The organism is Gottfriedia acidiceleris, from assembly GCF_004138285.1.
Taxonomy (GTDB): domain Bacteria; phylum Bacillota; class Bacilli; order Bacillales; family Bacillaceae_G; genus Gottfriedia; species Gottfriedia acidiceleris_A.
This window is the reverse complement of the sequence record NZ_SCFN01000001.1, coordinates 806286-830292: the sequence shown is the minus strand read 5'-3', so window position 1 is coordinate 830292 and position 24007 is coordinate 806286. Positions and strand designations below refer to the sequence as shown.

Below are 24007 nucleotides of genomic sequence, written 5' to 3'. Positions count from 1 at the left end.
CTCACTTTCTTCTAATTTTCGTACTACATTTAATTCTCCAAACTATTTTGCTGCCTTTTCATACTCTTGCTTAATAAAGCTCTTCATTGAGTAGAAAACATCTGACTTTTGTATAAGGATATAGAAGAGGAATTTTTCATTATTAATGTTTTTATATGATATTTTGTAGGTAATTCCTTTTTAAACTAACCAACCCTTGAAGGAGCAGTTTTTCAATGTCTAAAATTGCTATGGTTGATAAATTAGTAGCGGTTCAAACAATTTCACTTCATTGTAACCATCAAACTTAAGTTTACTATTCCAAAATATGTAAAAGTATTTATTTTATCTATCTATTCTTTACAAGATAAAAAGCCCCTTAAAAAAGGGGCCTTTTTTATTCGTCCTTTGCAACTCCACCAACGGACCAATTTTCTTTTTCGAATTCGTTTATTAAAATTCTTACCTGTGCTGGCTGAACATCCAATGTACGACAAACAACTTCATTAATTTCTCTCATTAATTGTTTTTTTAATTCTGGACTTCTACCTTCAATCAGTTGAATTTGGATGATTGGCATATGTACTACCTCGTTACTTGTAGTGTCATTGTCTCGATTCCATCAAAACGTGCTTTTACAACATCGCCCTCTTCAACATGGATCGCTTCTGTAATACCACCAGTTAAAATAATCATCCCTGGCTCAATTTGTTCGCCGTTTTTACTTAGCATCTGAACTAATTTTACGACTGATTCTACAGGATGATTTAGTACATCAGAGCTTACGCCACTTTGTACTTTTACGCCATTTTTATATAATTCAACATTAATTTCATCCCAAGAAGTATATGTAGGAGAATATTGTTGTTTACCAATGATAAATTTCGATGAAGATGCATTATCTGCTACTACATCTGTCAGTGTAAATGAGAAATTTTTATATCGACTATCGATTACTTCTAATGCAGGTACAATATACTCAGTTGCTTCCCATACATCTTTTGCAGTTACATCATGTCCAAATAATGGCTTGTTAATCATAAATGCGATTTCTGGCTCAACCCTCGGATGAATTGAACCTTCCATCTTTAATTCATTTTCTTCTAACTCCATCGATTTTGTTAAGCGTCCATAAATTGGCTCATCAACATTAACAGATTTTTGTTTAGCAATACTTGTTAGTCCCATTTTCCAACCAATTAATGGATCACCATTTTTAATCGCATTATCAATACTTAATTTTTGAATTTCATAAGCGTTATTAACGTTTAATTCTGGATGTTCAATCGTAATTTTATCCATTTCTAGACCTTTTTTTTGGTGCATATATATTTTATTCGCGATTTCAGTTATCATAAAACTCTTCTCCTCTCAAAAAACAGACAATTTTTTATTTGCTAACATACAAGCAACTTCTTGAATCATGTCTTCTTGCCCACCGACTACTTTTTGTTTTCCTAATTCAATTAAGATATCTCTTGCATCAACATTCCATTTTTTAGCTGCTCGATTGGCATGTAATAGAAAACTAGAATACACTCCTGCATAGCCTAAAATTAGACTACCTTTTGTAATCTCTTGTGGTGTTTGAAGAATTGGTGCAACGATCTCCTCTGCTAAGTCCATCATCTTATAGAAATCAATTCCTGTCTTGATTCCTAATCGCTCTAATACACCAATTAACACTTCAGTTTGTGTATTTCCCGCACCTGCTCCTAAGCATCGTACACTTCCATCAATTCTAGTAGCTCCTTCTTCAATCGCTACTAATGTATTTGCCATCGCTAGAGAAAGATTATTATGTGCATGGAATCCAACTTCAATATCAAGAGACCCTCGTAAAGCAGCAATGCGTTCTTTTACTTCATGTGGAAGAAACGCTCCTGCAGAGTCAACCATATATACGACATCCGCACCATAGCTTTCCATCAATTTGGCTTGTTCTACTAATTTTTCAACTGGTGCCATATGGGACATCATTAAAAATCCGACAGTTTCTAATCCCAGCTCTTTAGACATAGTAATATGTTGTTTCGAAACATCAGCTTCAGTAACATGTGTAGCAATACGAGCCATTTTTGCTCCGATTTTTGCTGCCGTTTTTAATTCTTTTACTGTTCCAATACCAGGTAATAGTAAGACAGCAATCTTTGAATGATTACATGAATTTACTGCTGCTTCGATCAATTCAAATTCATTTGTTGTTGATAAACCATATTGTAGTGAAGAACCACCTAAACCATCTCCATGTGATACTTCAATAAAAGGCATTTTTGCATCGTCAAGAGCTTTCGTAATTTGAACGACTTGATCTACTGTATACGAATGAGCAATTGCATGACTTCCATCTCGAAGTGCTACTTCAGTTACAATGACTTCTTTTCCAAACATTGCACTCCCTCACTTTCTTTAGGCACTTTTTTAAACAGTTTTTACAACTTCATATTGTGCAATCTCTTCTGCTACTTTTACTGCTGATGCAGTCATAATATCTAAGTTTCCTGCATAGCTAGGTAAGTAGTCCCCTGATCCTTGAACTTCTAAATAAACAGTTACAGTTGAACCATCTATGATTGGATCCATTCTTAATCGGTATCCTGGGACATACGCTTGAACCTTTTTCACCATTTGCTTAACGGAATGAATCATGCTTTCATGGTTAAAATCTTCATTCGTAACTTTACAATAAACTGTATCTCTCATCATAATTGGGGGTTCTGCAGGATTTAAAATAATGATCGCTTTTCCTTTTTTAGCTCCACCAATTTCTTCAAGTCCACGAGCCGTTGTTACAGTAAACTCATCGATATTAGCACGTGTACCAGGACCGGCACTTTTTGAGCTAATTGTTGCAACGATTTCTGCGTACTCAACTTCTGCAATTTGACCGATTGAATGTACGATCGGGATCGTTGCTTGCCCACCACAAGTTATTAAATTGACGTTTTCTTCGACTATATGTGAACCTAAATTTACAGGTGGTACGACAAATGGCCCAATTGCCGCTGGCGTTAAATCGATCACGCGCTTCTTTAATTCGCCAAGTACTTTTGCATGATGAAAATGAGCTTTTGCGGATGTTGCATCAAACAATAAATCAGCTAGTTCTTTTCGTTCAATGAATCCTTGAATACCATTATCGATTACTTCAATTCCTAATTCCTTTGTACGTTTTAACCCATCAGATTCTGGATCAATTCCGATCATCGTTGTTAATTCTAGAAATGGATTATTTTGTAATTTCATCATTAAATCTGTTCCAATATTCCCCGAACCAATGATTCCGACTTTTAATTTATTCATAATTACCACCTCATTTATTTAAATGAAATCGTGACTTCACCTAATAATGGGAACTTCGCAGTAAATAAGTCCCCAGCATTTGCATTAATTGCAGCTGATAAAGCTCCTGATAAAATAATTTCTCCTGCATTTAGCGAGATTCCAAATTCACTTAATTTATTGGCTAACCATGCTACACAATGAATTGGGTTTCCTAGCACTGCTTCACCCTTACCTGAATTCATCAATTCTTCGTTACGATATAATTCCATCGTAACATTCGGTAAGTCAATTTCCTTTACATCGAAACGCTCATTGCCAAGAACAAATAAGCATGATGAAGCGTTATCGGCTACTGTATCCTCTAATCGAATTTTCCAATTTTCAATTCTACTATCAACTACCTCTAATGCAGGCACAATATAATCTGTTGCATTAACTACATCCTCAAATGTAATATTGGGACCGATTAAATCCTTTTTTAAGACAAATGCAATTTCAGCTTCGACTTTTGGTAAAATCATATTTTCAACTTGAACTTCACCGAAATTAGGAATATTCATATCTGTTAGTAAGTGACCGTAATCTGGTTCATCTACCCCTAATAACTCCTGCATGGCAATCGAAGTTAATCCAATTTTTTTACCGATAATTTTCTGCCCTTTTTTCAATTTTTCTTCGACATTTGTTAATTGAATTTGATAGGCTTCCCTTTCAGTTAATCCAGGAAAAATCTCAGTTAAAGCTTTTATACTAACTCCACTCACTTCTGCTTCTTGTAGCAGAATCGTTAGCTCATCTACACTAGTAATCTTCACTTTCTTTGACCCCCTTTTTTATTCTTATAATTTAATCGTGATATTCGATAATTCACTATAAAACTCAAAGCTATGAACTCCACCTTCACGACCTAATCCGCTTTGCTTCATACCTCCAAATGGTGTACGTAAATCTCTTAAATACCAAGTGTTTACCCAAATGATTCCAGCCTCAATTTGATGAGCAACACGGTGGGCTCTGCGTAAATCATTTGTCCAAATCGTTGCACCTAAACCATAATGAGTGTCATTTGCCCATTCAATCACTTCTTCTTCCGAATCAAAAGGCATAACTGTTACGACTGGACCAAATATTTCTTCTCTTACACATCTAGAATCACGATTTAATCCAGTAATGATTGTCGGTGTGATAAAGCAGCCTTTTTCAATTGATGCTGGTCTACTGCCACCCGTTAAAATAGTTCCGCCTTCTTCTTTTGCAATCTCGATATAAGATAATACTTTTTCATAATGTTCTTTACTAATTACCGCACCGACTTTTGTACCTTCTTCAAACGGATCGCCAATTTTTAATTCTTTTGTTTTCACGACAAATTTATTAATAAAATCATCAAAGATTGATCTCTGAACATAAATTCTAGATCCACATAAACAAACTTCTCCCTGATTCATAAAAGATGATTTTAAAGTTGTTTCAATCACTTCGTCTAAATCAGAGTCAGCAAAGATAATGTTTGGATTTTTTCCTCCAAGCTCAAACGATAATTTTTTTAACGTTGGAGCTGCCGCCTTCATAATTGCTGAACCTGTTTTTGTTTCACCAGTAAATGTGATGGCATCAACATCGCTGTGCTCTGTTAAAGCTGAGCCTGCGGCATTTGCTCCAAATCCGTGTACAACATTCACAACTCCGTCAGGTACACCTGCATCTTTACAAATTTCAGCTAAAACTGTAGCTGTCATTGGTGTCCATTCTGCTGGCTTCATAACTGCTGTATTGCCAGCCGCTAAACAAGGTGCAAGCTTCCATGTTAATAGCAATAAAGGCAGATTCCATGGGTTAATCATTCCGACTACACCAACAGGCCTACGATATGTATAATGTAAGGCAGTTTGATCTTGCATATGGGACTCAGAGCTTAAAGTTGTAATATAATCAGCGAAAAAATAAAAATTGTGAGCCGATCTAGTAATATCAACTTCTAAAGCAAGATCATATGGCTTTCCAGTATCCATTGCCTCTAAAGCCGCTAATTCTTCTTTTCGAGCTAATATTCCGTCGCCGATTTTTCTTAATACTGCCGCTCTTTGATTGCTAGTAAATTGTTTCCACTCACCTTTTAGCGCTCGTTTTGCTGCTTTTACTGCTAAATCAATTTCTAACTCGCCGCCTTCAGAAACAGAACCTAACACTTCTTCAGTCGCAGGGTTAATATTTAAAAAAGTTTTTTGATTAAAAGAAGGAATATATTGTCCATCAATAAAGTGCTTACAATCGATCGGTAATGTTTTATTTTTCTTCTCTGTAACTTGCATAATAGGCACCTACCATTCTAATAGAATAAAAGGTGACACGAGTGCCACCAAATTTTTCAATCCTCTATTTCTACAACCATTTCAATTTCGATCGCTGTATTATGTGGAAGCTGTGCCATCCCAACAGCTGATCGGGCATGTTTTCCTCTTTCACCAAACACTTCTACTAAAAGGTCAGAAGCTCCATTCATCACTTTTGGATGATCATAGAAATCTTCTGTACTATTTACGAAGCCTAATATTTTTACAATTCGTTTTACTTTTGAAAGTTCACCTAATTCGTACTTTAATACACTAATTAAATTTAACATTGACTCTCGAGAAGCAGCATATCCTTCCTCGAGCGTTAACTCTCGTCCAACTTTGCCATGGTATTCATCTACACCTTGACCAGATGTAAATAGTAGATTACCTGTACGAACAGACTTTACATAATTACCTGAAGCCGGTCTTATTGGTTTAAGTGCATAACCTAAACTTATTAATCTATCTTCTGGAGTCAATACTTTGTTTTCCATGAAGTAAATCTGCCTCCTTAATATTTAAAAATTTTAGGGCATTTTTTCCTAAAATCGCTTCTTTCATTTCTTTATTAATATCCATTTGATTAATAACTCTTCCAGGTGGCGTTTCTCTTAATAAGAAAGGATAATCCGAGCCCATCACAATTTTGTCATAGCCAAATCGGTTAATTAAAAATTGAATATTAATAGGATCATAGTGAAGAGAATCAAAATAGAAATTACTTACATAATGACTTGGTGGATAGGCAGTTTTGCGCAAATGAGGCCATACCTTCCATCCTTGATCTAATCTAGGTAGAATAAATGGGAATGAACCTCCGCCATGTGCAAAACAAATCTTTAATTTTGGATATTTCTCAATCACACCACCAAAAGTTAAACTAGCAGCAGCTAAAGCTGTTTCACTCGGCATTCCAACCGTGTACATAAAGTTATGATCCGGTGTACGATCCTTCGCTAATGTTTCCCACGGATGAATAAACAATGGGACATTCCATTTTTCAGCCATTTCAAAAAATGGACTAAACTCATCACTGTCTAAATTTGTTCCATTTACATTTGTACCAATTTCCAGCCCACTTAATCCAAGTGTATGAATACAGCGATCCATTTCTTGAATAGCTATTTCAGCGTTCTGCATCGGTACTGTCCCTAATCCAATAAACTTTGAAGGATTCTTTTTAACTGTATTTGCAATGAAATCATTTTGAATTTGAGCCATTTCCAATGCAGCTGGAGCTGGTGCCCAATATGAAAATGTAACTGGAATTGGCGACAGCACTTGCATTGTTACATCTTCATTATTCATGTCCTCAATTCTCTTTTCAGGACTCCAAACTTGATCAGTTACTTCCCTAAATACTTTTCCAGCAACCATAATATTAGCACCGCATGAACATGTCGGTTGTAGAATAGGCCATCTTTCATGACCATATTTTTCAAAAAAATTCGGTAAATCCTCAGGAATTATGTGTGTATGAAAGTCTATACGCATACCCATTCATCCGCTTCCTCTTTCATGACATGACCACAGTTTTTACATGTTCTTAATTCAAGACTAGCATTGAATTGTTCAATCGCCTCTTTCACTTGCGTACCAATATCCGTTAATTGAACTGTCTTTTTATGCATTTCTTCATTACACTCATCACAGAACCAAACAAAGCTTTCTAATTCACCTTCTGCTCTTTTTCGTTCAAGCACAATTCCATATGAATCTTTTACTCTATGAGGTGAATGTGGAACAAAAGAAGGAAGCATAAAAATTTCACCTTCCCCAACTGTTACCACTTCACGCTTTCCATCTGGTGTAATACACTCAACATAGCAATTGCCTTTAATTTGATAGAAAAATTCATCTGCAGGATCGATATGGAAGTCTCTACGTTTATTTGGTCCTCCTATGATCATTGCAGCATACTCTGAATCTTCCCAAATAACTTTATTATTAACTGGTGGTTTTAATAGCTCTTTATTATCCTCAATCAATTTGAAAATATTAAAAACTCGACTTTTAAGATTCATCTCTAATCCTCCAATTAATTCATTTTTATTTGAACTTAAGTAAGCGCTATCATTATGCATTAATATAACCAAGCTGTTTTGAGACTGTTTTAGCAGTTTTCACAACGTCCTGAATCATTCGACCAATGTCTTGGCTCATCATATATGAAACTGGTCCAACCATATTTAATGCTGCAAAAGTTTGACCAGAGTATGTTTGAATTGGAGCTGCAATTCCGAATAATCCTAAATCATTTTCATTGTTGCTAATGCTATAACCATTCTCTTTAATCGCAGTCATTTCTTTTTTTAATGCATCAATATTCGTAATTGTATTTGTTGTATAAGCTTTAAAGCCTCTTTCAATCGTTGTTTTTAAGTAAGCTGGATTATATGATAGTAGAATTTTACCGGTACTCGTACAATATGCAGGCCGCTTAGCACCTATAAATGTTGGGACAGGTATCGAATGTTTAGAGGAAACTTTTAAGACAAATCTTACGTCCCCTTTATCAAACATTCCGATATGAACGGTACTATCATAATTTTTAAGTAGATTTTCTAATAATGGAATGGCTTCACTATATATATCTTGTTGATACATAACGTGATTACTCCATTCAAGCAGCTTCCAACCAAGTCGATACTTTTTCTTACTATCCTGAATTAAAATCCCTTCAGCACAAAGAGTTCGAACTAAATGATGGACAGAGCTTGCATTCATATTTAACTTTTCAGCTATTTCTAAATTTCCTAGGACTGGTTCTTCTTCTGTAAAGCAATCTAATATTCTAGAAATCTTTTGAACCGAAGAGATCATTAGATCCCTCCTCTTTGATGCTAAAAAATTTCATAAAATCCCTGCTTTCTAAAATTAATCAGTTAACTTTAGAATTCGCTAGATTAGTCGATACTCCTTTTAAGTTTTTTGCTCCGTTTAATGCATCATCCACCATACTAAATGTTTTCTTACGTTTCATTTGGTTATAGTAAATTGCTCTTTTTCGAATTGGATCACCAGTATAATATCTTTCATATTGAAGTGCTCTTTGTCCAAAAGCTTCTCCACATAAATCCCATGCAAGTTTGAATAATTGAACTCGGTCTAAAGAAGATACACCTTCACGTCCAACATAGTATTTATCCATAGCATCTCTTAGCTCAGGATGTTCAAAGTCTGCTTCTGTAGGTGACATTAATAAGCCACCTGCACCAATTGTTTGAATCACTTCAATTGCTCTTGGGTACATAGTTGGAAGTAAGCCACGAATTGTCTCAAGTGGTTCCCATTTCGGTCTTACTTCGCCTGAAGGTAATGTCTCATACTCTGTTTCAGAAACGCGAAGTAAAGCACGAATTGTTTCAACTGATTGTAGTAGTTCACCTAAGTCATTTTGGACATTTAAATAAACATCTACTCCAATTGAATCAGCTAACTTGCATGCTACCTCTACTGCAAAAGCTAATTTTACGTAGCCTCTTACGCCAGACTGGTGAGCAGGCTGTTGTGCAATACCTGTTTTTGGATATAGATTATTTGCAGCTTCAACATTATTATGAATAAATACACGATTCCAAGGAACTAACACATCCTCAAATACAAGGACAGCATCCATCTCTTCGAATCTAGATGCTAATGGATGATCAAAAAATGATCTTTTACCATCTTGCATTTGCTCTCTACATAAAATTTTTAATCCCGGTGTGTCAATCGGAAGTGCAAATGCTAAAGCATATCGCTCATCGCCTTGGTGGAATCCAGGGAATGAATAAATAATGACTTCATCTGTAATTGGTGCTAATGTTGCAAGCATTTTAGCCCCTCTAACGACTAATCCATCAACCGTTTCTTCAACAGCACCTAGATGAGTAAATAAATCTTTTTGTTCATAAGATGGCTTGCTGCGATCATTTTGTGGGTTAATAATTGCGTGCGTTAAGAAGATGTCGTTATCACGAACAAATTTGAAATAATTTTGGACATTTTTTGACCACTCTGGATTATATTTATCTAAAAACCATGAATTACTTGCCATTGAAGTTAAAACAATGTTCAAGAAATCTGGTGTTCTTCCCATTAAACCAAATGTTGACTTTGCATATGCTTCGAACAAGTCTCCACGCTTTTTAATATCTTCAGATGACTTAGGCACTAAAAATGCATTAGAAATTCGCTCACCAGTTTCTTCACAAATATGTGTGATTTTGTCTTGATAAGCCGGATCGAACTGCATATCATATAATTTTGCAATCTCTAGAATCGGTTGTTTGAAAACTGGATGGTTTACGATATCTTCTACCTTTTCTCCACCTAGCCATACCTCTGGCTTTCTAGATCTTAGTCCATCAATATATTGCGCTCCTGTACGAATACCCATTTAATAATTCCTCCACTCCGATATGTAATTTTTTTAACATTTGTTTTTTAAATCGAATTCGGAAATTTTTTAAAGCGCTTTCAAAAAGAATGATTTCACTATCTTAAATTAATGCACCACCTACTACCTTTTATTTAGCTTAATTTCACTATAAAAAATTTTAAAATTTTGAACAATCAAATAATTTCATAATATGAAATTCCAAAAAAATGATTAAATTAATTTTTTCCACGTGCAAAAAAAATAAGACGCCATTTCGCGTCTTATTTAAAGTCTTTCCAAGAGATATTACTCTCGTTTAGTAACTCTTCGAATGATTTATTTTTCTCACGTAATCTCTTTTCTTCACGAATGCGTGCTTCTTCTTCCTCTTTTAGCTTCGTTTCATTTTCTTGCAATTGTTTTTTTGTATTTTTTAATTTTTGTAGAATTTCTTCATTCATTAATGATCCTAATGATATTTTTTCTTTCTGTTCGTACGTTGGTTTTACGGGCTGCTGTGGTTTTCTTTTTTTCATTTTATATCACCTTCCATTTCCATTATTTTATCATTAATTTATAGTAGAAAGAGAAGTATTTCATCCTTGCTTATATTATAAAACTACTATTTCTCTTTTTTCAAATGCTAAAACTCATATCTTTTATAGATTGATCGTGCTTCATAAAAACAATAGGATGCCGCAGCATCCTATTGTTCATTTTTATATTTTTATATTTAAAAATCTGCATTTCCTGGTGTACGTGGGAATGGTATTACATCACGGATGTTCTTCATTCCTGTTAAATACATAACAAGTCGTTCAAATCCAATTCCATAGCCAGAATGTTTTGTACCGCCGTATTTTCTAAGTTCCAGATACCACCAGTAATCTTCTTCATTCATACCAAGTTCTTTGATTCGCTCTACAAGGACGTCTTCTCTTTCTTCACGTTGACTTCCTCCGATTAACTCGCCAATACCAGGAACTAGTAAGTCTGTCGCAGCTACTGTCTTGCCATCCTCATTCGCTCTCATATAAAATGCTTTAATTTCTTTCGGATAGTCAGTTACGTATACAGGACGCTTGTAAATTTCCTCACTTAGGTAACGTTCATGTTCAGTTTGCAAATCTGTTCCCCATTCAACTGGGTAGTCAAACTTTTTACCAGAGTTTTGTAATAATTCAACAGCTTCAGTATAAGTAACTCTACCAAAGTCAGATTCTAATGCATTCTTTAATCTTTCAATAAGTGTTTTATCAATAAAGCTATTAAAGAAGTCCATTTCTTCAGGTGCATGTTCAAATACGTAATTAATGACAAACTTAACCATGTCTTCACCAAGGTCCATGATATCTGGTAGTTCTGCAAAAGCAACTTCCGGCTCAATCATCCAGAATTCTGCGGCATGTCGTGCAGTGTTTGAATTTTCTGCTCTAAAAGTCGGACCAAATGTATACACATTACGGAAAGCAAGGGCATAGGCTTCACCATTTAATTGGCCACTTACAGTTAAGTTAGTTTCTTTACCGAAGAAATCCGCTCCTTCATCCACTTTTCCGCCTTCATTTTTTGGAAGTTGGTTCAAATCCATTGTTGTCACACGGAACATCTCTCCTGCGCCTTCTGTGTCGCTTCCAGTAATGATCGGTGTATGTACATATACATATCCTTTTTCTTGGAAGAATTTATGAATGGCATATGATGCAAGAGATCTTACTCTGAAAACCGCTGAGTAGGCATTCGTTCTTGGACGTAAATGAGCGATTGTTCTTAAATATTCAAGAGAATGTCTCTTTTTTTGTAATGGATAGTCTGTATCTGATAGTCCTTCAATCACAATTTTTGTTGCCTTAATTTCAAAAGGTTGTTTCATTTCCGGAGTTGGAATAAATTCACCTTCTATTAAAACAGTAGAGCTAATAGGTAACTTCGTAATTTCTTTGAAGTTATCAAGATTGTCCTCAAATACTATTTGTACACTCTTAAAGAATGTACCGTCGTTTAACTCCATAAAACCAATTGTTTTAGAGTCACGAAGAGTGCGAATCCATCCTGAAATTTGAACGGTTTTGTCTTTAAAATTTTCTTGATTTCTGTATAAATCTTTTACTACAGTCTTTATCATAATTAGCCTCCTTATGTTAATTTTCCAATAAAAAAAGCCTTCTATCCCTATAAAAGGGACGAAAGACTAACTTCCGCGGTACCACCCAAATTGTCATAATATGACCAACTTTAAAGCTAACATTGCTTATCCCAGTTAATAACGTGCTGGTAACGTCTAAGCCTACTTAAGGGATCCCTTTCGGTTAGAACTCAAAGGTGTTCTTCATTCATGCTTCATCACTAGGCTTCCACCGTCCCTAGCTCGCTATCGAATATAGCAAAAACTACTTTCCTTTTCATCGATTTAAAATATGTAGTTTTTAAAGGAATTTTTCTTGTATAATTTATCATAAATCATAATCTTTTGTCTAGTTGTCCCCCAAAATATATTCATTGGAATCTCTACTTTTAAACACCTTAACTTAATTGAATCTATATGATACACAACATTTTTCACTTCAGCCTTTACAAACCCATTCCTAACTAGCGCAAATTAAAAATCCTAACTATTAAAAACTACCTAAGATCATAAAATCTACAAGAACTCCACTAACGGGATTTTCTGAACCTAATACACTAATTCCTAGAACCGTTACACCACTAATATTCGTTACATTAGCAGATACATATTTTCCTGCAACATTCTTCTCTCTCATTTGCACTCTCGGTCTTGCATTTATATTAACATTTGTAGAATATACACTTGCCACTGCATAGTCGATCGCTGTTAACAATGAATTACCAGTGGCTAACCCATTATCTGTAAAATAAAGTGTCGCTACACCATTTGCGTCCGATGTAGCTTGTCCATACACAATTCGCTTTACTTTTTTAGGATGTGATCCTCCTGCTTTCAACACTTGAAAAGCTGTTGGCGATAGTGAAAAAAATTCAACGCTCATATCGATTCCCCTTGTAATAGTTTGATATCTATTACAAAAACAAAATTTGCTGATATTTATATTCATTCAAGAAAATACAGTGAAAAAATTTAATGATTGTCCAATACATTACTATTCTATGAACAGTTTTTTTGTTTGTTACTTTAACGTGTTTTGATGTTTTTTGTTTTTAGCACAAAAAAAGAGCTTACATGTGTAAACTCCTAAAAATGACCATTATAATCTCAGATAAACTCTGCTTTAAAGAAAGTTTTATTTCAATTTCCCCATTATATTTTAACGAATTACTTGATTTAATTGTCAAAAACTAAATTTCAAAATTTTCTTTTTCCTATGATACACTTTACTAAAAAGGAGGGTTTTATTTATGGCTAGAGCAGAAGAATTGTTAAAGGATAAATTTGTTTGTTCGAAATGTAAACATACTCACGCTAAAACTAAAGAAGTGTCAATGTCTGGTTCAGGTTTAAGTAAGTTACTAGATATTGATTATAATCATTTTTTATTTGTTTCTTGTTTAAATTGCAGTTTTGTTGAGGTTTATAATCCTTCAATTTTAGAAGGTAAAACCCGTGGTGAGTTAACTACAATTCTTGATATTCTTTTTGGATAGAGAGTGATGGTTCTATTATGATGATCTGGCTTGTTGTAGCTGTTCTTTTTCTCGTTTATTTTATTGGAGTTGGCTACTATTTTACGCAGCAAGTTTTGTTTATGAAAACAAATTCACTTGAGTTTATTTATCAGCGCGAGTTGGAAAATTTCCGATTTGATGAAGGATTGTATCGTTCTGTTCAAAAACAACCCTTTTCTATTCAATCTCGTTATGGGTATGAATTAAGGGGATACTTGTTTGAGGCCTTTGATACAAATAATTGGGTCATTATTACACATGGTGTAACGGTTAATAAGAATAACTCAATCAAATATGCTGAGCTATTTTTAAAGCTTGGCTTTAATGTACTTACTTATGATCATAGGCGACATGGGGAGTCAGGTGGACATACAACTAGCTATGGATATTATGAGAAATATGACTTACAATCTGTGGTTCAATATTTAAAGGATTTAAAAGGTGAGATTGTGCTTGGCATTCATGGGGAGTCAATGGGAGCTTGTACAATGTTACAATATGCTGGTTTTGTTGAGGATTCTGCAGCTTTCTATATTTCAGACTGCGCGTTCTCTACATTTGAGGAACAACTTACATATCGTTTGAAAATGGATTATAAACTTCCTAAATGGGCAATCCTTCCAGTTTCTAGCATTTGGTTAAAGCTTCGGAATGGATTTTTCATTAAAGATATTTCCCCTTTACTGGCAACACATAATATTAAAAATCCCGTTTTATTTGTTCATAGTAAACCAGACCCTTATATTCCATTTACACATACACTTAAATTATTTGAAGCGAAAAATCAAAATAAGAGAGAACTATTCATTGCTGAAAATGGTGCACACGCTATGAGTTTGAATGAAAACAAAGATGAATACTATTCAATTGTTTCATCTTTTTTAAATAATATTGGTGTTAACCATTATTCAATATAAAAACTGGACAGAGCGTTTCCTCTGTCCAGTTTTTATTCTTAAAGAGCTGCCTCTAAAATTTTCAATGCATCTTCTTGATCTAATTTTTTAAAGTTACCAAATGGACCATATTTAACCGTTTTAGCAGCCATTTCAGGTAGTTGTTCTTTTGTTATTCCGTACTCACTTAAACGACTTGGCGCACCTATCTGGTTCCAGAATGTGCGTAAAGCTTTAATACCAGCTAATGCCCATTCTTCTTTTGACGTTGATTCTTGCTTTATATCAAATACTCTATCTGCAAATTGACAGAAACGATCAACATTTTCGCTCATTACATATTCCATCCAATGAGGGAAAATAATTGCTAACCCTCCGCCGTGTGGAATATCTGTTACTGCAGAAACTGCATGCTCAATATTATGTGTAGCCCAATCACCTTGGACACCCATACTTAAGATTCCATTTAATGCCATCGTTCCACTATATAATAGCGTTTCACGCGCTTCATAATCATTCAATTTCTCTACTGCGATCGGAGCAGTTTCAATAACTGTTTTTAAAATACCCTCACAAAAACGATCTTGAATTTTTGTATTCGTTCCATGGTGGAAATATGACTCAATAACATGTGACATTATATCCACTGATCCATAAACTGTTTGATCACGAGGAACTGTAAACGTATTTTGAGGATCTAGTATTGAAAACGTTGGGTAACTAAATTTACTTCCCCAACCTAATTTTTCATTTGTTTCCCAATTTGTAATAACTGACCCAGCGTTCATTTCTGAACCAGTTGCTGCAAGCGTTAATACTGTACCAAATTTTAATGCATCTGTTGGGAATGCTTTACGTGTAATAACATCCCAAATCTCACCATCAAATTTCGCACCAACTGCAATAGCTTTTGTACAGTCGATTACAGAACCACCACCAACAGCTAAAACAAAGTCAATATTTTCATCTTTACAAATTTGTATACCTTTATGAACTGTTGTTAATTTCGGATTTGGTTCAACTCCACTTAGTTCAAAAACTGTTTTGTCAGCTTCTTTAAGAATACCTACTATTTGATCGTATAGGCCATTTCTCTTAATACTTCCACCACCGTATACAAGTAAAACATTCTTTCCAAAGCTAGCAGCCTTTTCTTTTAACTTTTGTACACTATCTTTACCAAATATTAATTCTGTTGGATTCGCAAATGTAAAAAAATTCATATGTATCCCTCCTTCTGTTCAAACTTAATTTTAACTTAAACAATCGAAAGGATGCATCTTAAACGACTTTTGTTTCGAATATTTTTTTATTTAATGGGAACACTAAATAATCGTATGAATGATTCATTATAAATCTAACTTTCTCATATTTAAATCCCACTTTTTCATATAATCGGCGAGCAGAAGGTTTGTCTTGATCAACATTTAATGAAACTCGTGCAATCCCTTTGTTTTTGGCAAAAGAAAGTAATCCTTCTAATAATTCAGTTCCAATTCCTTTGCTTTGATAATCTGGATGCACTGACAATGTATCAATATAAAAATCTTCATCATCTGCTTCCTTATCTACCTTAACATTTTGCATATTTAAATTACGACTTATTATTTCAAGCATTTCACGATCAAGCACTGATAATTCCAAGGAATGGTAGGCTATAATCACTCCTACAACTTTTCCTTCAATTTCTTTAACTAAACAATTATGATAACTTAGTCGATTTTGTTCAGATTGGACATAATATTCTAAAATTGGGGTTGCTTGTTCGTATGATGATGTCCCTGTTAACATAAATACAATATCTTCAATCGCTTGTACAATTAGAGGGACAATTTGTTTGGCATCTTCTTTTTTTGCTATTCGAATCATGAATTGTCACTCCTTAACTTAAATTTTTCTTAGATTATCTTTAATATTTTTTTAGTTATAAAAAAATAACCTTTTCATTTTATAATAAATCCATATTAATTTCATGTTAAAAATTAATATTTTATTAAAATCCCCCATTTATTTTAACATGAATGTAATATATAATAATTTTAAGATGTGTAGGAGGAAATTTAATATGTCTGATGTTCAAATTAAGGTTTTAGATAATGGTCCTTTACGTGTCACTGGTACTGTTGAGTTAGTTGATGCTGAAGGTAATACATATCCGCAAAAAGCAGCTTTCTCATTATGTCGATGCGGCATGTCAAGTAAATTACCATATTGTGACGGTACTCATAAAGGAAAATTCGAATCTGTCGTTCGAGCACCTAAAGAATCAGAATAATTTTATTTTTCTGACGCCGATTATTGAGCAATTCTAAATAATCGGCTTTCTTATGCCCTCATACCTTTATTACATTTGAATCATTCATAAAACTGATCTAATCACATTTTACATTCAGGGAATGCATTATTAAGGGGGAAACAATATGAAAAAGGTATTAGCTTCAGTCGTTTTATCTGCAGCATTAGTAGTACCAGGCGTAACTGCATATGCAGCGCCAGATGCAAATGAATTAAAAACTTATTTAGTTAGTATCGACCTAACTCAAAAACAATTAGAGGATTATTTAAATTCTTACTACGGTGAGTCGATCTCTGATTTCGATTCAGTTGATGAGTTAAAAGATACTTTAGGTGAAAGACTTACACAAAAAACTTTAGACGATCTTCTAGATGAGTACGGTTACACTGAAGATGAAATTATCGATCTAGCAGTCTACTATGATGATATGGACGAAAATGCATCATTACTAGATACGTATTATTTTACTTCTGATATCGAAAACTTAATTTATTTAGATGAAGATGAGTCAGGTAGTGTAGAAGATGAATTCCCTTCTATGGAAGATATTTCTTCTGCTCTTTCAGAGTTTGGAATTACTGAAGATGAGATTAATAATCTATCTGCATACTTAGAAAAAGTTGTTAATGATGATCCTGCTGTTGAAGCAAAATTAGAAGCATTAGCAGAACGTGCATCTGCTTTAGAAGAAAATTATCCTGAATTTTTCTCAATGGATACTGAGGCTGCTCCAGAAGAATTACCAGCTGAATTAAAAGTAGAATTAATGAATATCGTAAAAGAACTTCAATCTACTTTAAAAATTGATATTAAAGTTGCCATTGAACAAAATGGCGTTAAAACTCCTTTAACTTTTGCTAAATTACTTACAATGGATGATTCTATGGAGTCTATGGAAAATGTAAAAGTATATTTAGAGATTTATGATAACGCTGGTAATCTATTATTGGACGCTGTATTTTCACCAGATGAACTTATTGGTGATGACGAAATAGTAGATATCGTTAAAGATACTCAAAAAGCAATTAAAAACCCAAAACCAACTGTTACAGTAAGAACGGAAAATGGCGGTAAACTTCCAACTACTGCAACTCATACAACTGAATGGACAATGGTTGGTATGTTAATGATGTTAACTGCTGTTGTTTTACGTAAAAAGGTATTAGTTAAACGATAAGCTATGAATCGTAAACGAAAAGTTCTACTTATTTTTGCAGCACTCCTTTTTCTTGTCGGATTATTTTTTGCTACAACAAATGCTTATTCTTTAATTAAAACCTATGTACTGTACAAACAGTCAAAGGATGATTTCAAAAAAGAAATCAAAACAGAAACAGCAACTAAATTGAAGCAAATTAAAAGAGACGAACCGCTTTACAAGACTTATCCTAAATTTGGCGATGAAATGGGTTCATTAACGATTCCTCGAATTCAAGCAACTCTACCAATCTTCCACGGGACGGATGAGGATGAGCTTGCAAAAGGAATAGGTCATTATGCTAAATCTGTGATGCCAGGTGAAAGAGATAATAGTGTTCTTGCTGGACATCGAGATACTGTATTTCGTGAGCTTGGCAAAGTAAAAGTGGGCGATCCGTTAATTGTTAAAACTTCGGCTGGTACATTTACATACAAAGTTCATAGGATTCGTATCGTTGATAAAGATGATCGCACTGTTATTATCCCAAAACCAAGACCAACTTTAACGGTAAGCACTTGTTATCCGTTTAATTTTATTGGACATGCACCACAGCGTTATATACTTGTAGCTGGTTTAGTCAAATCAGAAGTAAATAAATAAACAAAAAAATGCTTACTATTCAGGTAGTGAGCATTTTTTTTATTAGTAGTTTCATATTTTTCATTAATTTTCAAGTGCCGCCCAAAACTTTTCGTTATTTAAATTACGAACACTCCATTGGTAGTGTCCATCACTGCAAGTTTCCGAAAAGAAATTTGCCGAATAGATACTATAAAAAAGAACGTACAAATGTATTGTACTTCTAACCTCTTCGCCTAATCGATTAACTACTTTATTTAAATATTTTTCTAGCTTTATTTCACCCAATTCATCATATAAATCAAATAAAATCCAACTTAATGCCACATCAAATAACGGGTCCCCATATAACGTCATTAATCCGAAGTCAATTACACCATTAATTTGCCCATCTGCATTTACTAATAGATTTGATGGATAATAATCACCATGTACTAATGCATATTCCCCTTCATATCCAACTGAAAATGCATCCATTAATCGTTTTAATTTCACATCGTAATCTGATACATCTCTTTTTAAATAACGATCTACTTCTGTATTTTTTCTTAGTAACGATTGTTTTAAAAAATCGTTCCAGTCTTTTGAAAAAATTTCATCATAATCACTTAATAATTTGATGCCTTTAAATTGCTTTTCAAATTCAATCCTTTGAATACTTAATATTGTAGATAGATAGTTTTCAAAGAAAGAATCTAATACTTGCTCATCATAATTCGATAATTCTTTTTGAATATTTCTGCCTTCAATTCGTTTTTCAATTGTTAAAACAACGTCCTTCTCTTTTATAATCTCGTGAATTTTTGGTAATTCAAAATTTGTATCACTAGAATTCATTGATTCATAAAATTGCTTTAATATTTCTAGCTTTGAATATGCGGTTGGTTTATATAATTTTAAGACTCTCTTTTGATCATAAGAGTAAACTTCCGCTTCTTGTCCCTTTCCTAAAAAATTCGCTTCGCTTATATTGTACTTTTTCAAAATGTAACCCCTAACATTTTGTGTTATCATCTTTTGTTCCCCATTTTCTCTTATTTATCTTTTTTTCTATTCATTTCCGTCTATTCCTACTTTTTCCAAAATAGCCTATGAATTCTTGTACGGCAATACAAATTATTGAATGATTTTTCTGTTTATTACCTGTATTAGCTCTACTCTTCTTTTGATACCCATGAATCTTGTGCTTTTCGTATGTAGAGGATTTGCCCGATATGATAAGCATTATGGGTACATAGATTAGATAACGCTCTCCACCAGATTGCATCTACTGGAAAATTTGGAATCGGTTCATATAGCTTTGATTCATCTGCTTCTTTTATAGCTTGTTGCCAATTCGCTAAATTCTCATCTAACCGTTCAACAAGCTCCTGCCAATCTTCTCTCGTTAAATTTTCCATCTCTCGAAAAGTTGAAGCATTACTTTCAATCACTTCAATTGGTATTTCTCCTTTAAATCTTCTCAACCATCGTTCATTATAAAAATACAGATGGTATACGATTTCACCGATCGTATGAGTAAAATCATTTTGTCTCCAACTTATATCCTCTAAACTTAAATTCTCCAATGCCACACTTAAAGGTTGAATCCAACTTTCAACATTTCGACAGACTTCTAATTGATCTAATAAAAATTCTTTTTTACTCATAGATCATTCTCCCTTGTTAAATTTATACTTTACGATATGTACTTTCGTGGTTATTACTAGATTCACCTTTATTACTTTATGATTTTAACCTATTAAAAAATGCACTACTTTTTAAAAAGTAGTGCATTCTTGTAACGGAATAGGGAATCTTTTGAGGAGTAACGATTAAATCTTGTACTAATGAACTCTGAATATATTTATTGTTGCTCCAGCGCCTTGTAACAGCTTAACATCTCCAACAAAGTCAAACAGTTGAAGTGAAATTGTATCTCCAGCATCTAATGGTAAGATCATTTGACTACCGTAAATGGATCTATTCACTTCATTTACGATTGCTGATGCACTTATAGGTCTACCATTTACTAATATTCTTGTAGATACGTCTAACAGTGCATTTAAATTCACTGTATAAGTAATAAAGTAATTACCTGGTGCCTCAACTGTTAATCGCTCATTTGCTCGATCAATTGTGATTCCTTCACCTAAATACTGAAATGATGGAAAAGTTACAATTGTACCTTCTCTTATAACGGAAACTGTTCCACCACTATTAGTAACAAATGCAAAACTTTCGCCAGGAGGTATTGGTGGAAAATGGTGTCTTGGCGGTCTTGGATATCTCATACTATCACCTTTTCTTATTATTAGACATAAATCCTCTTAGGAGTAACATATTAAAGGCTTGTCTATATTTGTTGATATATTTTATTAATATGAAAGTTTTTTCATTTCGTTACAGTATGTCCACTAGTTTTTTACTTTTTTTCAATTTTAATAGATTTAAAAAAACTTAGTCATCAACTGACTAAGTTCTTTTAAATCATAGTATTGCAAAAGTCTATGACCTCTCTAGTACATTTACAATCCGATTTAATAGTTCATTTTGCTTCTTTAATTCCTCGTTTCGGATTTTAAATAATTTATAGAAGTAGGAGAATACTACTATAAGACCTATAGGAATTGCAATGTAAAAAAGCATAATAATGATTGGAAATATACCTAATGCTGTATCCATCTTAACACTCCACATCCTTTATAGTTTATATTTAGATTATGTTAGCCTATACAATCTTTATGTCTTTAAAAATTGGGCAAAGGAATAAGAAGTGTCTACTAAGTATGGAAAGAATGCAAAAAGGAACTATTTCAAATGGTAGAAAATCAGCAACATTTTCCATAAAAAAAGAGAGTCTCAAAAGCACCTTGCTTTTGAACTCCCTCTTTTGCCAGTCTACAAACTGAATTTAATTAACTTTGCTTTAATTTTTGTTTTTGATCTAAAAAATGATAAATTGCATGGGCTACCCCTGCTTCTTCATTTGTTTTTGTAACAAATGTACAGTAGCCTTTTAGCTCTTCTTTCGCATTTCCCATAGCTACTGGAAAACCTACTCGATTAAACATAGAGACATCATTAAAACTATCTCCAATTGCCATGCTCTCATTTAAATCTACTCCAAGGATTGTTGCAAGCTTTAATAATGCCGCTCCTTTACTTACATTTGCTGCATTAATTTCAACGTTATTTGAGCCTGACGAAGTAATTAGTAGTCCCTCTTCTTGCATTAGTTTTAGACGAATGCGACTAATAACCTCTTCATTCTTAGAAAGAAATAATATTTTATATACATCAAGATCATTAAAATCTTCAATAGAAGAGTAAGTTCGAACCTTTCTTAAAGTAGCTGTCAATTTTTGTGTCTTGCCAGTTTGCTTATCAGTAAAAAATTCATCATATAGTGTATCTCGACACTTTGTAAATGATCCTTCACTAGTACTAATAATAAATGTTTTATTTTCTACTTCACATATGCTTAAGGCTTTCGCAAAAATTTCTTTATCCATTGAATCGTTGTGCAAAATTTTCGCCTCATAGTCATATATTTGAGAGCCATTTAAACAGACAATCGGACAAGTTAGACCAGCTTCATCTAATACTTCCTTCGCACTTTCATACATTCTACCTGTAGAAATGACAACATGGATTCCTTCCTTTTGTGCTGCCCGGATGCTTTCAATATTTTCCATTGGTATTCCATTCTTACCATTTACCAGTGTACCATCCATATCAATTGCAATTAGTGCCATGTCGTTCTCTCCTTTTCTACTATTCTCTTATAATCTGAATGCTAACTATTCACCAATTCTACTAAAGCATTCTTATTACAATTTAACTATTTTCTATTTTATGATTTCATTCCTTATTATTATAACGCAAAAAAAGACCTTCTGCATTTCAGAAGGTCTCCACATGCTACTGAAAAAAGCATTTGTCAATTAAATAAGTAATATCTTGTTGATTTCCACTGCAGGATGCTCGCTTTCCATGGGGCGAGACCTGAGCCTCCTCGGCGCGCCTGCGGGGTCTCAGCCTTCCCGCATCTCCCATAGGAGTCGAGCAACATCCGCTCCAATCAACCTTCAACAAAAAAAGTTTTACATTATCACTTACACACATAAAAATTAACATATAACTAAACTATCTTATTACCTCTATTCTGTATTGACTCATTTATAAATAAATAAACAATATATCAAAAATGATATCACCAATTAAAGTTGAGTATTTTAAGGAAGTATAAATAAAAAGCTTAAACAGCTAAAAAATTTGGTAAATTGTAAAAGATCAAATCTCCAATAAAAATCGGCGAAACTACAGATAATAAGTTCAATAACCTGAATTAATATTCAAACCATGAACAGAAGATTTTAACAACAAAAATCTCAACGAAGTTCACAAATTTATCAACAAAGCTCACTTAGTGTTCGTATTTTTTGAATATTTGACAATGCTATATTTCACCAATCTGAAAAGACCTTCTGCATTTCAGAAGGTCTTTAGACTGCCTACAAAACTCATTTTCTAACCTTAATAGAAGCTTATAACTCTATCTCAATAATCTCCTTACCAACCAGGCGTGCGCCTTGTTTGGCTACGACAATTCCACTTGTAGAAGTGAATACGTTGTTTGCTACAATTTTATCCATTACTTGATTGATTAATGTTGGATTAACTGGAATTGTTGGATTGTCTACTGTTAGCGTAACAACCTTTTCGTTTTCATTTAAAAATTTAAGCTCTAATGTTTGAATCATATCGCTTTCCTCCTTTTTTACAGACTGTTTAAAAGTAGTCCATTGCTTAATACTTCTAGCTCTACTAATGGTAGATCTTGCAATGATGCTAATGCATTACCAATTTCACTTAGCTTCACTAAATCAACATCAACTCGGACATTTTTATATGCCTTCCTCTTGATAATGATTTTTCCTTGTGCATCTTTTCCTGCATGTAAATTTACATACAATGTTAGTTGTTGAGTAGCAATTTGTGCCATTTTCAACTCCCCCTTTCGATGTATATGTACAAAATAAGGGGGGAGTTTTCGTTAATGGTTAATTATTTTTTTGATTTTCAAGATCCAATTTTCACGTCCACAATATCACTTAATAACAGCTCCATATATCCAGCTTGTTCTTCATAAATAGATAGCCTATTTTGGTGTAAATTAATTTTTCCTATTTTTCCTTTTACATTATGGTGATAGTGATCTTTATAATAAGTAATTTGTACACTTTCATCTTCGTGAATTGCCTGTTGAAGATGACGGTTCATTTCCTCTAATAGTTGTTCATCTACATCTTTTTGTTGTTCATAATTTTGTGATACTTTCCAATCACGAAGCATTTTTACATGTTCCGGTAACATCATTGACGTCCATTTAATCGTGCCACGGTCACGAATCATCGGCATTCTTCTCCTTTTCTTCTCTTTTTATCG

General features: G+C 33.6%; 29 protein-coding genes and 1 other annotated feature. Of the genes, 5 read left to right on the top strand and 24 right to left on the bottom strand.

Annotated features, from left to right (window positions below):
• Positions 1-376: 376 nt before the first annotated feature.
• From EP747_RS04000 to EP747_RS03935, 14 genes are all read right to left on the bottom strand, one after another.
• The gene (locus EP747_RS04000) at positions 377-559 is read right to left on the bottom strand and encodes a tautomerase family protein (RefSeq protein ID WP_056475592.1); all 183 of its coding nucleotides are present in this window, start codon (positions 557-559) and stop codon (positions 377-379) included.
• 5 nt (positions 560-564) lie between these two features.
• Positions 565-1335 carry a 2-keto-4-pentenoate hydratase gene (locus EP747_RS03995; protein WP_129688626.1) on the bottom strand — a complete coding sequence of 257 codons (771 nt, stop codon included), beginning with the start codon at positions 1333-1335 and terminating at the stop codon, positions 565-567.
• Positions 1336-1350: 15 nt separating this feature from the next.
• On the bottom strand, positions 1351-2370 hold the full coding sequence (dmpG, locus tag EP747_RS03990) for a 4-hydroxy-2-oxovalerate aldolase (RefSeq protein ID WP_129688625.1): 1020 nt from the start codon (positions 2368-2370) through the stop codon (positions 1351-1353).
• 30 nt (positions 2371-2400) lie between these two features.
• Complete coding sequence (locus EP747_RS03985; RefSeq protein ID WP_129688624.1) at positions 2401-3282, bottom strand: acetaldehyde dehydrogenase (acetylating); 882 nt, start codon at positions 3280-3282, stop codon at positions 2401-2403.
• A 14-nt stretch (positions 3283-3296) separates the two neighbouring features.
• A complete protein-coding gene (locus tag EP747_RS03980; protein ID WP_419179269.1) occupies positions 3297-4073 on the bottom strand; it encodes a 2-keto-4-pentenoate hydratase in 777 nt (258 codons plus the stop codon).
• Between the two features lie 30 nt (positions 4074-4103).
• A complete protein-coding gene (locus EP747_RS03975; protein WP_129688622.1) occupies positions 4104-5576 on the bottom strand; it encodes an aldehyde dehydrogenase in 1473 nt (490 codons plus the stop codon).
• 56 nt (positions 5577-5632) lie between these two features.
• The gene (locus EP747_RS03970) at positions 5633-6094 is read right to left on the bottom strand and encodes a RidA family protein (protein ID WP_069033372.1); all 462 of its coding nucleotides are present in this window, start codon (positions 6092-6094) and stop codon (positions 5633-5635) included.
• Positions 6063-7100 carry an amidohydrolase family protein gene (locus tag EP747_RS03965; RefSeq protein ID WP_205753799.1) on the bottom strand — a complete coding sequence of 346 codons (1038 nt, stop codon included), beginning with the start codon at positions 7098-7100 and terminating at the stop codon, positions 6063-6065. Before EP747_RS03965 ends, EP747_RS03970 begins: the two co-directional genes overlap by 32 nt.
• Entirely contained in the window at positions 7085-7624 is a 540-nt protein-coding gene (locus EP747_RS03960; RefSeq protein WP_114343061.1) for a 3-hydroxyanthranilate 3,4-dioxygenase, read from the bottom strand. Before EP747_RS03960 ends, EP747_RS03965 begins: the two co-directional genes overlap by 16 nt.
• A 52-nt stretch (positions 7625-7676) precedes the next feature.
• Entirely contained in the window at positions 7677-8423 is a 747-nt protein-coding gene (locus EP747_RS03955; RefSeq protein WP_129688621.1) for an IclR family transcriptional regulator, read from the bottom strand.
• Between the two features lie 58 nt (positions 8424-8481).
• Positions 8482-9981: a 4-hydroxyphenylacetate 3-hydroxylase family protein gene (locus EP747_RS03950; RefSeq protein ID WP_129688620.1), complete on the bottom strand. Its 1500-nt coding sequence runs from the start codon at positions 9979-9981 to the stop codon at positions 8482-8484.
• 263 nt (positions 9982-10244) lie between these two features.
• Positions 10245-10499, bottom strand: a complete 255-nt coding sequence (locus EP747_RS03945) for a YqkE family protein (RefSeq protein ID WP_129688619.1) — start codon at positions 10497-10499, stop codon at positions 10245-10247.
• A gap of 197 nt (positions 10500-10696) precedes the next feature.
• A complete protein-coding gene (gene asnS / locus EP747_RS03940; RefSeq protein ID WP_129688618.1) occupies positions 10697-12088 on the bottom strand; it encodes an asparagine--tRNA ligase in 1392 nt (463 codons plus the stop codon).
• Positions 12089-12139: 51 nt separating this feature from the next.
• Positions 12140-12378, bottom strand: a binding site (T-box leader).
• 200 nt (positions 12379-12578) lie between these two features.
• Entirely contained in the window at positions 12579-12971 is a 393-nt protein-coding gene (locus tag EP747_RS03935; RefSeq protein WP_129688617.1) for a hypothetical protein, read from the bottom strand.
• 367 nt (positions 12972-13338) lie between these two features.
• Between EP747_RS03935 and EP747_RS03930 the strand changes: the two genes are divergently transcribed.
• On the top strand, positions 13339-13584 hold the full coding sequence (locus tag EP747_RS03930) for a zinc ribbon domain-containing protein (protein WP_129688616.1): 246 nt from the start codon (positions 13339-13341) through the stop codon (positions 13582-13584).
• 20 nt (positions 13585-13604) lie between these two features.
• Positions 13605-14522: an alpha/beta hydrolase gene (locus EP747_RS03925; protein WP_419179268.1), complete on the top strand. Its 918-nt coding sequence runs from the start codon at positions 13605-13607 to the stop codon at positions 14520-14522.
• Positions 14523-14560: 38 nt separating this feature from the next.
• Here EP747_RS03925 and EP747_RS03920 read toward each other — a convergent pair whose 3' ends face one another.
• Positions 14561-15724: an iron-containing alcohol dehydrogenase gene (locus EP747_RS03920; protein WP_129688614.1), complete on the bottom strand. Its 1164-nt coding sequence runs from the start codon at positions 15722-15724 to the stop codon at positions 14561-14563.
• A 58-nt stretch (positions 15725-15782) separates the two neighbouring features.
• Positions 15783-16370, bottom strand: a complete 588-nt coding sequence (locus EP747_RS03915; protein ID WP_129688613.1) for a GNAT family N-acetyltransferase — start codon at positions 16368-16370, stop codon at positions 15783-15785.
• A 196-nt stretch (positions 16371-16566) separates the two neighbouring features.
• Here EP747_RS03915 and EP747_RS03910 point away from each other — a divergent pair, with 196 nt between their 5' ends.
• From EP747_RS03910 to EP747_RS03900, 3 genes are all read left to right on the top strand, one after another.
• The gene (locus EP747_RS03910; RefSeq protein ID WP_069033382.1) at positions 16567-16776 is read left to right on the top strand and encodes a CDGSH iron-sulfur domain-containing protein; all 210 of its coding nucleotides are present in this window, start codon (positions 16567-16569) and stop codon (positions 16774-16776) included.
• A gap of 145 nt (positions 16777-16921) precedes the next feature.
• Positions 16922-17974, top strand: coding sequence for a processed acidic surface protein (locus tag EP747_RS03905; protein ID WP_129688612.1), 1053 nt, complete (start codon positions 16922-16924; stop codon positions 17972-17974).
• Between the two features lie 3 nt (positions 17975-17977).
• Complete coding sequence (locus EP747_RS03900; RefSeq protein ID WP_129688611.1) at positions 17978-18598, top strand: class D sortase; 621 nt, start codon at positions 17978-17980, stop codon at positions 18596-18598.
• 63 nt (positions 18599-18661) lie between these two features.
• Here EP747_RS03900 and EP747_RS03895 read toward each other — a convergent pair whose 3' ends face one another.
• The 8 genes from EP747_RS03895 to EP747_RS03865 all read right to left on the bottom strand — a co-directional run bounded on the left by EP747_RS03895 (position 18662) and on the right by EP747_RS03865 (position 23974).
• Positions 18662-19561 (bottom strand): aminoglycoside phosphotransferase family protein, encoded by a 900-nt coding sequence (locus tag EP747_RS03895; RefSeq protein WP_165346826.1) that lies wholly within the window; start codon positions 19559-19561, stop codon positions 18662-18664.
• Between the two features lie 170 nt (positions 19562-19731).
• Complete coding sequence (locus EP747_RS03890) at positions 19732-20226, bottom strand: DinB family protein (protein ID WP_129688609.1); 495 nt, start codon at positions 20224-20226, stop codon at positions 19732-19734.
• A 177-nt stretch (positions 20227-20403) separates the two neighbouring features.
• A complete protein-coding gene (locus tag EP747_RS03885; RefSeq protein ID WP_129688608.1) occupies positions 20404-20850 on the bottom strand; it encodes a BclA C-terminal domain-containing protein in 447 nt (148 codons plus the stop codon).
• Positions 20851-21064: 214 nt separating this feature from the next.
• Entirely contained in the window at positions 21065-21241 is a 177-nt protein-coding gene (locus EP747_RS24140; RefSeq protein WP_165346824.1) for a hypothetical protein, read from the bottom strand.
• Positions 21242-21474: 233 nt separating this feature from the next.
• The gene (locus tag EP747_RS03880; protein ID WP_129688607.1) at positions 21475-22314 is read right to left on the bottom strand and encodes a Cof-type HAD-IIB family hydrolase; all 840 of its coding nucleotides are present in this window, start codon (positions 22312-22314) and stop codon (positions 21475-21477) included.
• Between the two features lie 792 nt (positions 22315-23106).
• Positions 23107-23322 (bottom strand): DUF2922 domain-containing protein, encoded by a 216-nt coding sequence (locus EP747_RS03875; protein ID WP_056475532.1) that lies wholly within the window; start codon positions 23320-23322, stop codon positions 23107-23109.
• 17 nt (positions 23323-23339) lie between these two features.
• Positions 23340-23564: a DUF1659 domain-containing protein gene (locus EP747_RS03870; RefSeq protein WP_098234305.1), complete on the bottom strand. Its 225-nt coding sequence runs from the start codon at positions 23562-23564 to the stop codon at positions 23340-23342.
• A gap of 77 nt (positions 23565-23641) precedes the next feature.
• Positions 23642-23974, bottom strand: coding sequence for a YolD-like family protein (locus tag EP747_RS03865; protein ID WP_056475525.1), 333 nt, complete (start codon positions 23972-23974; stop codon positions 23642-23644).
• Positions 23975-24007: the final 33 nt, after the last annotated feature.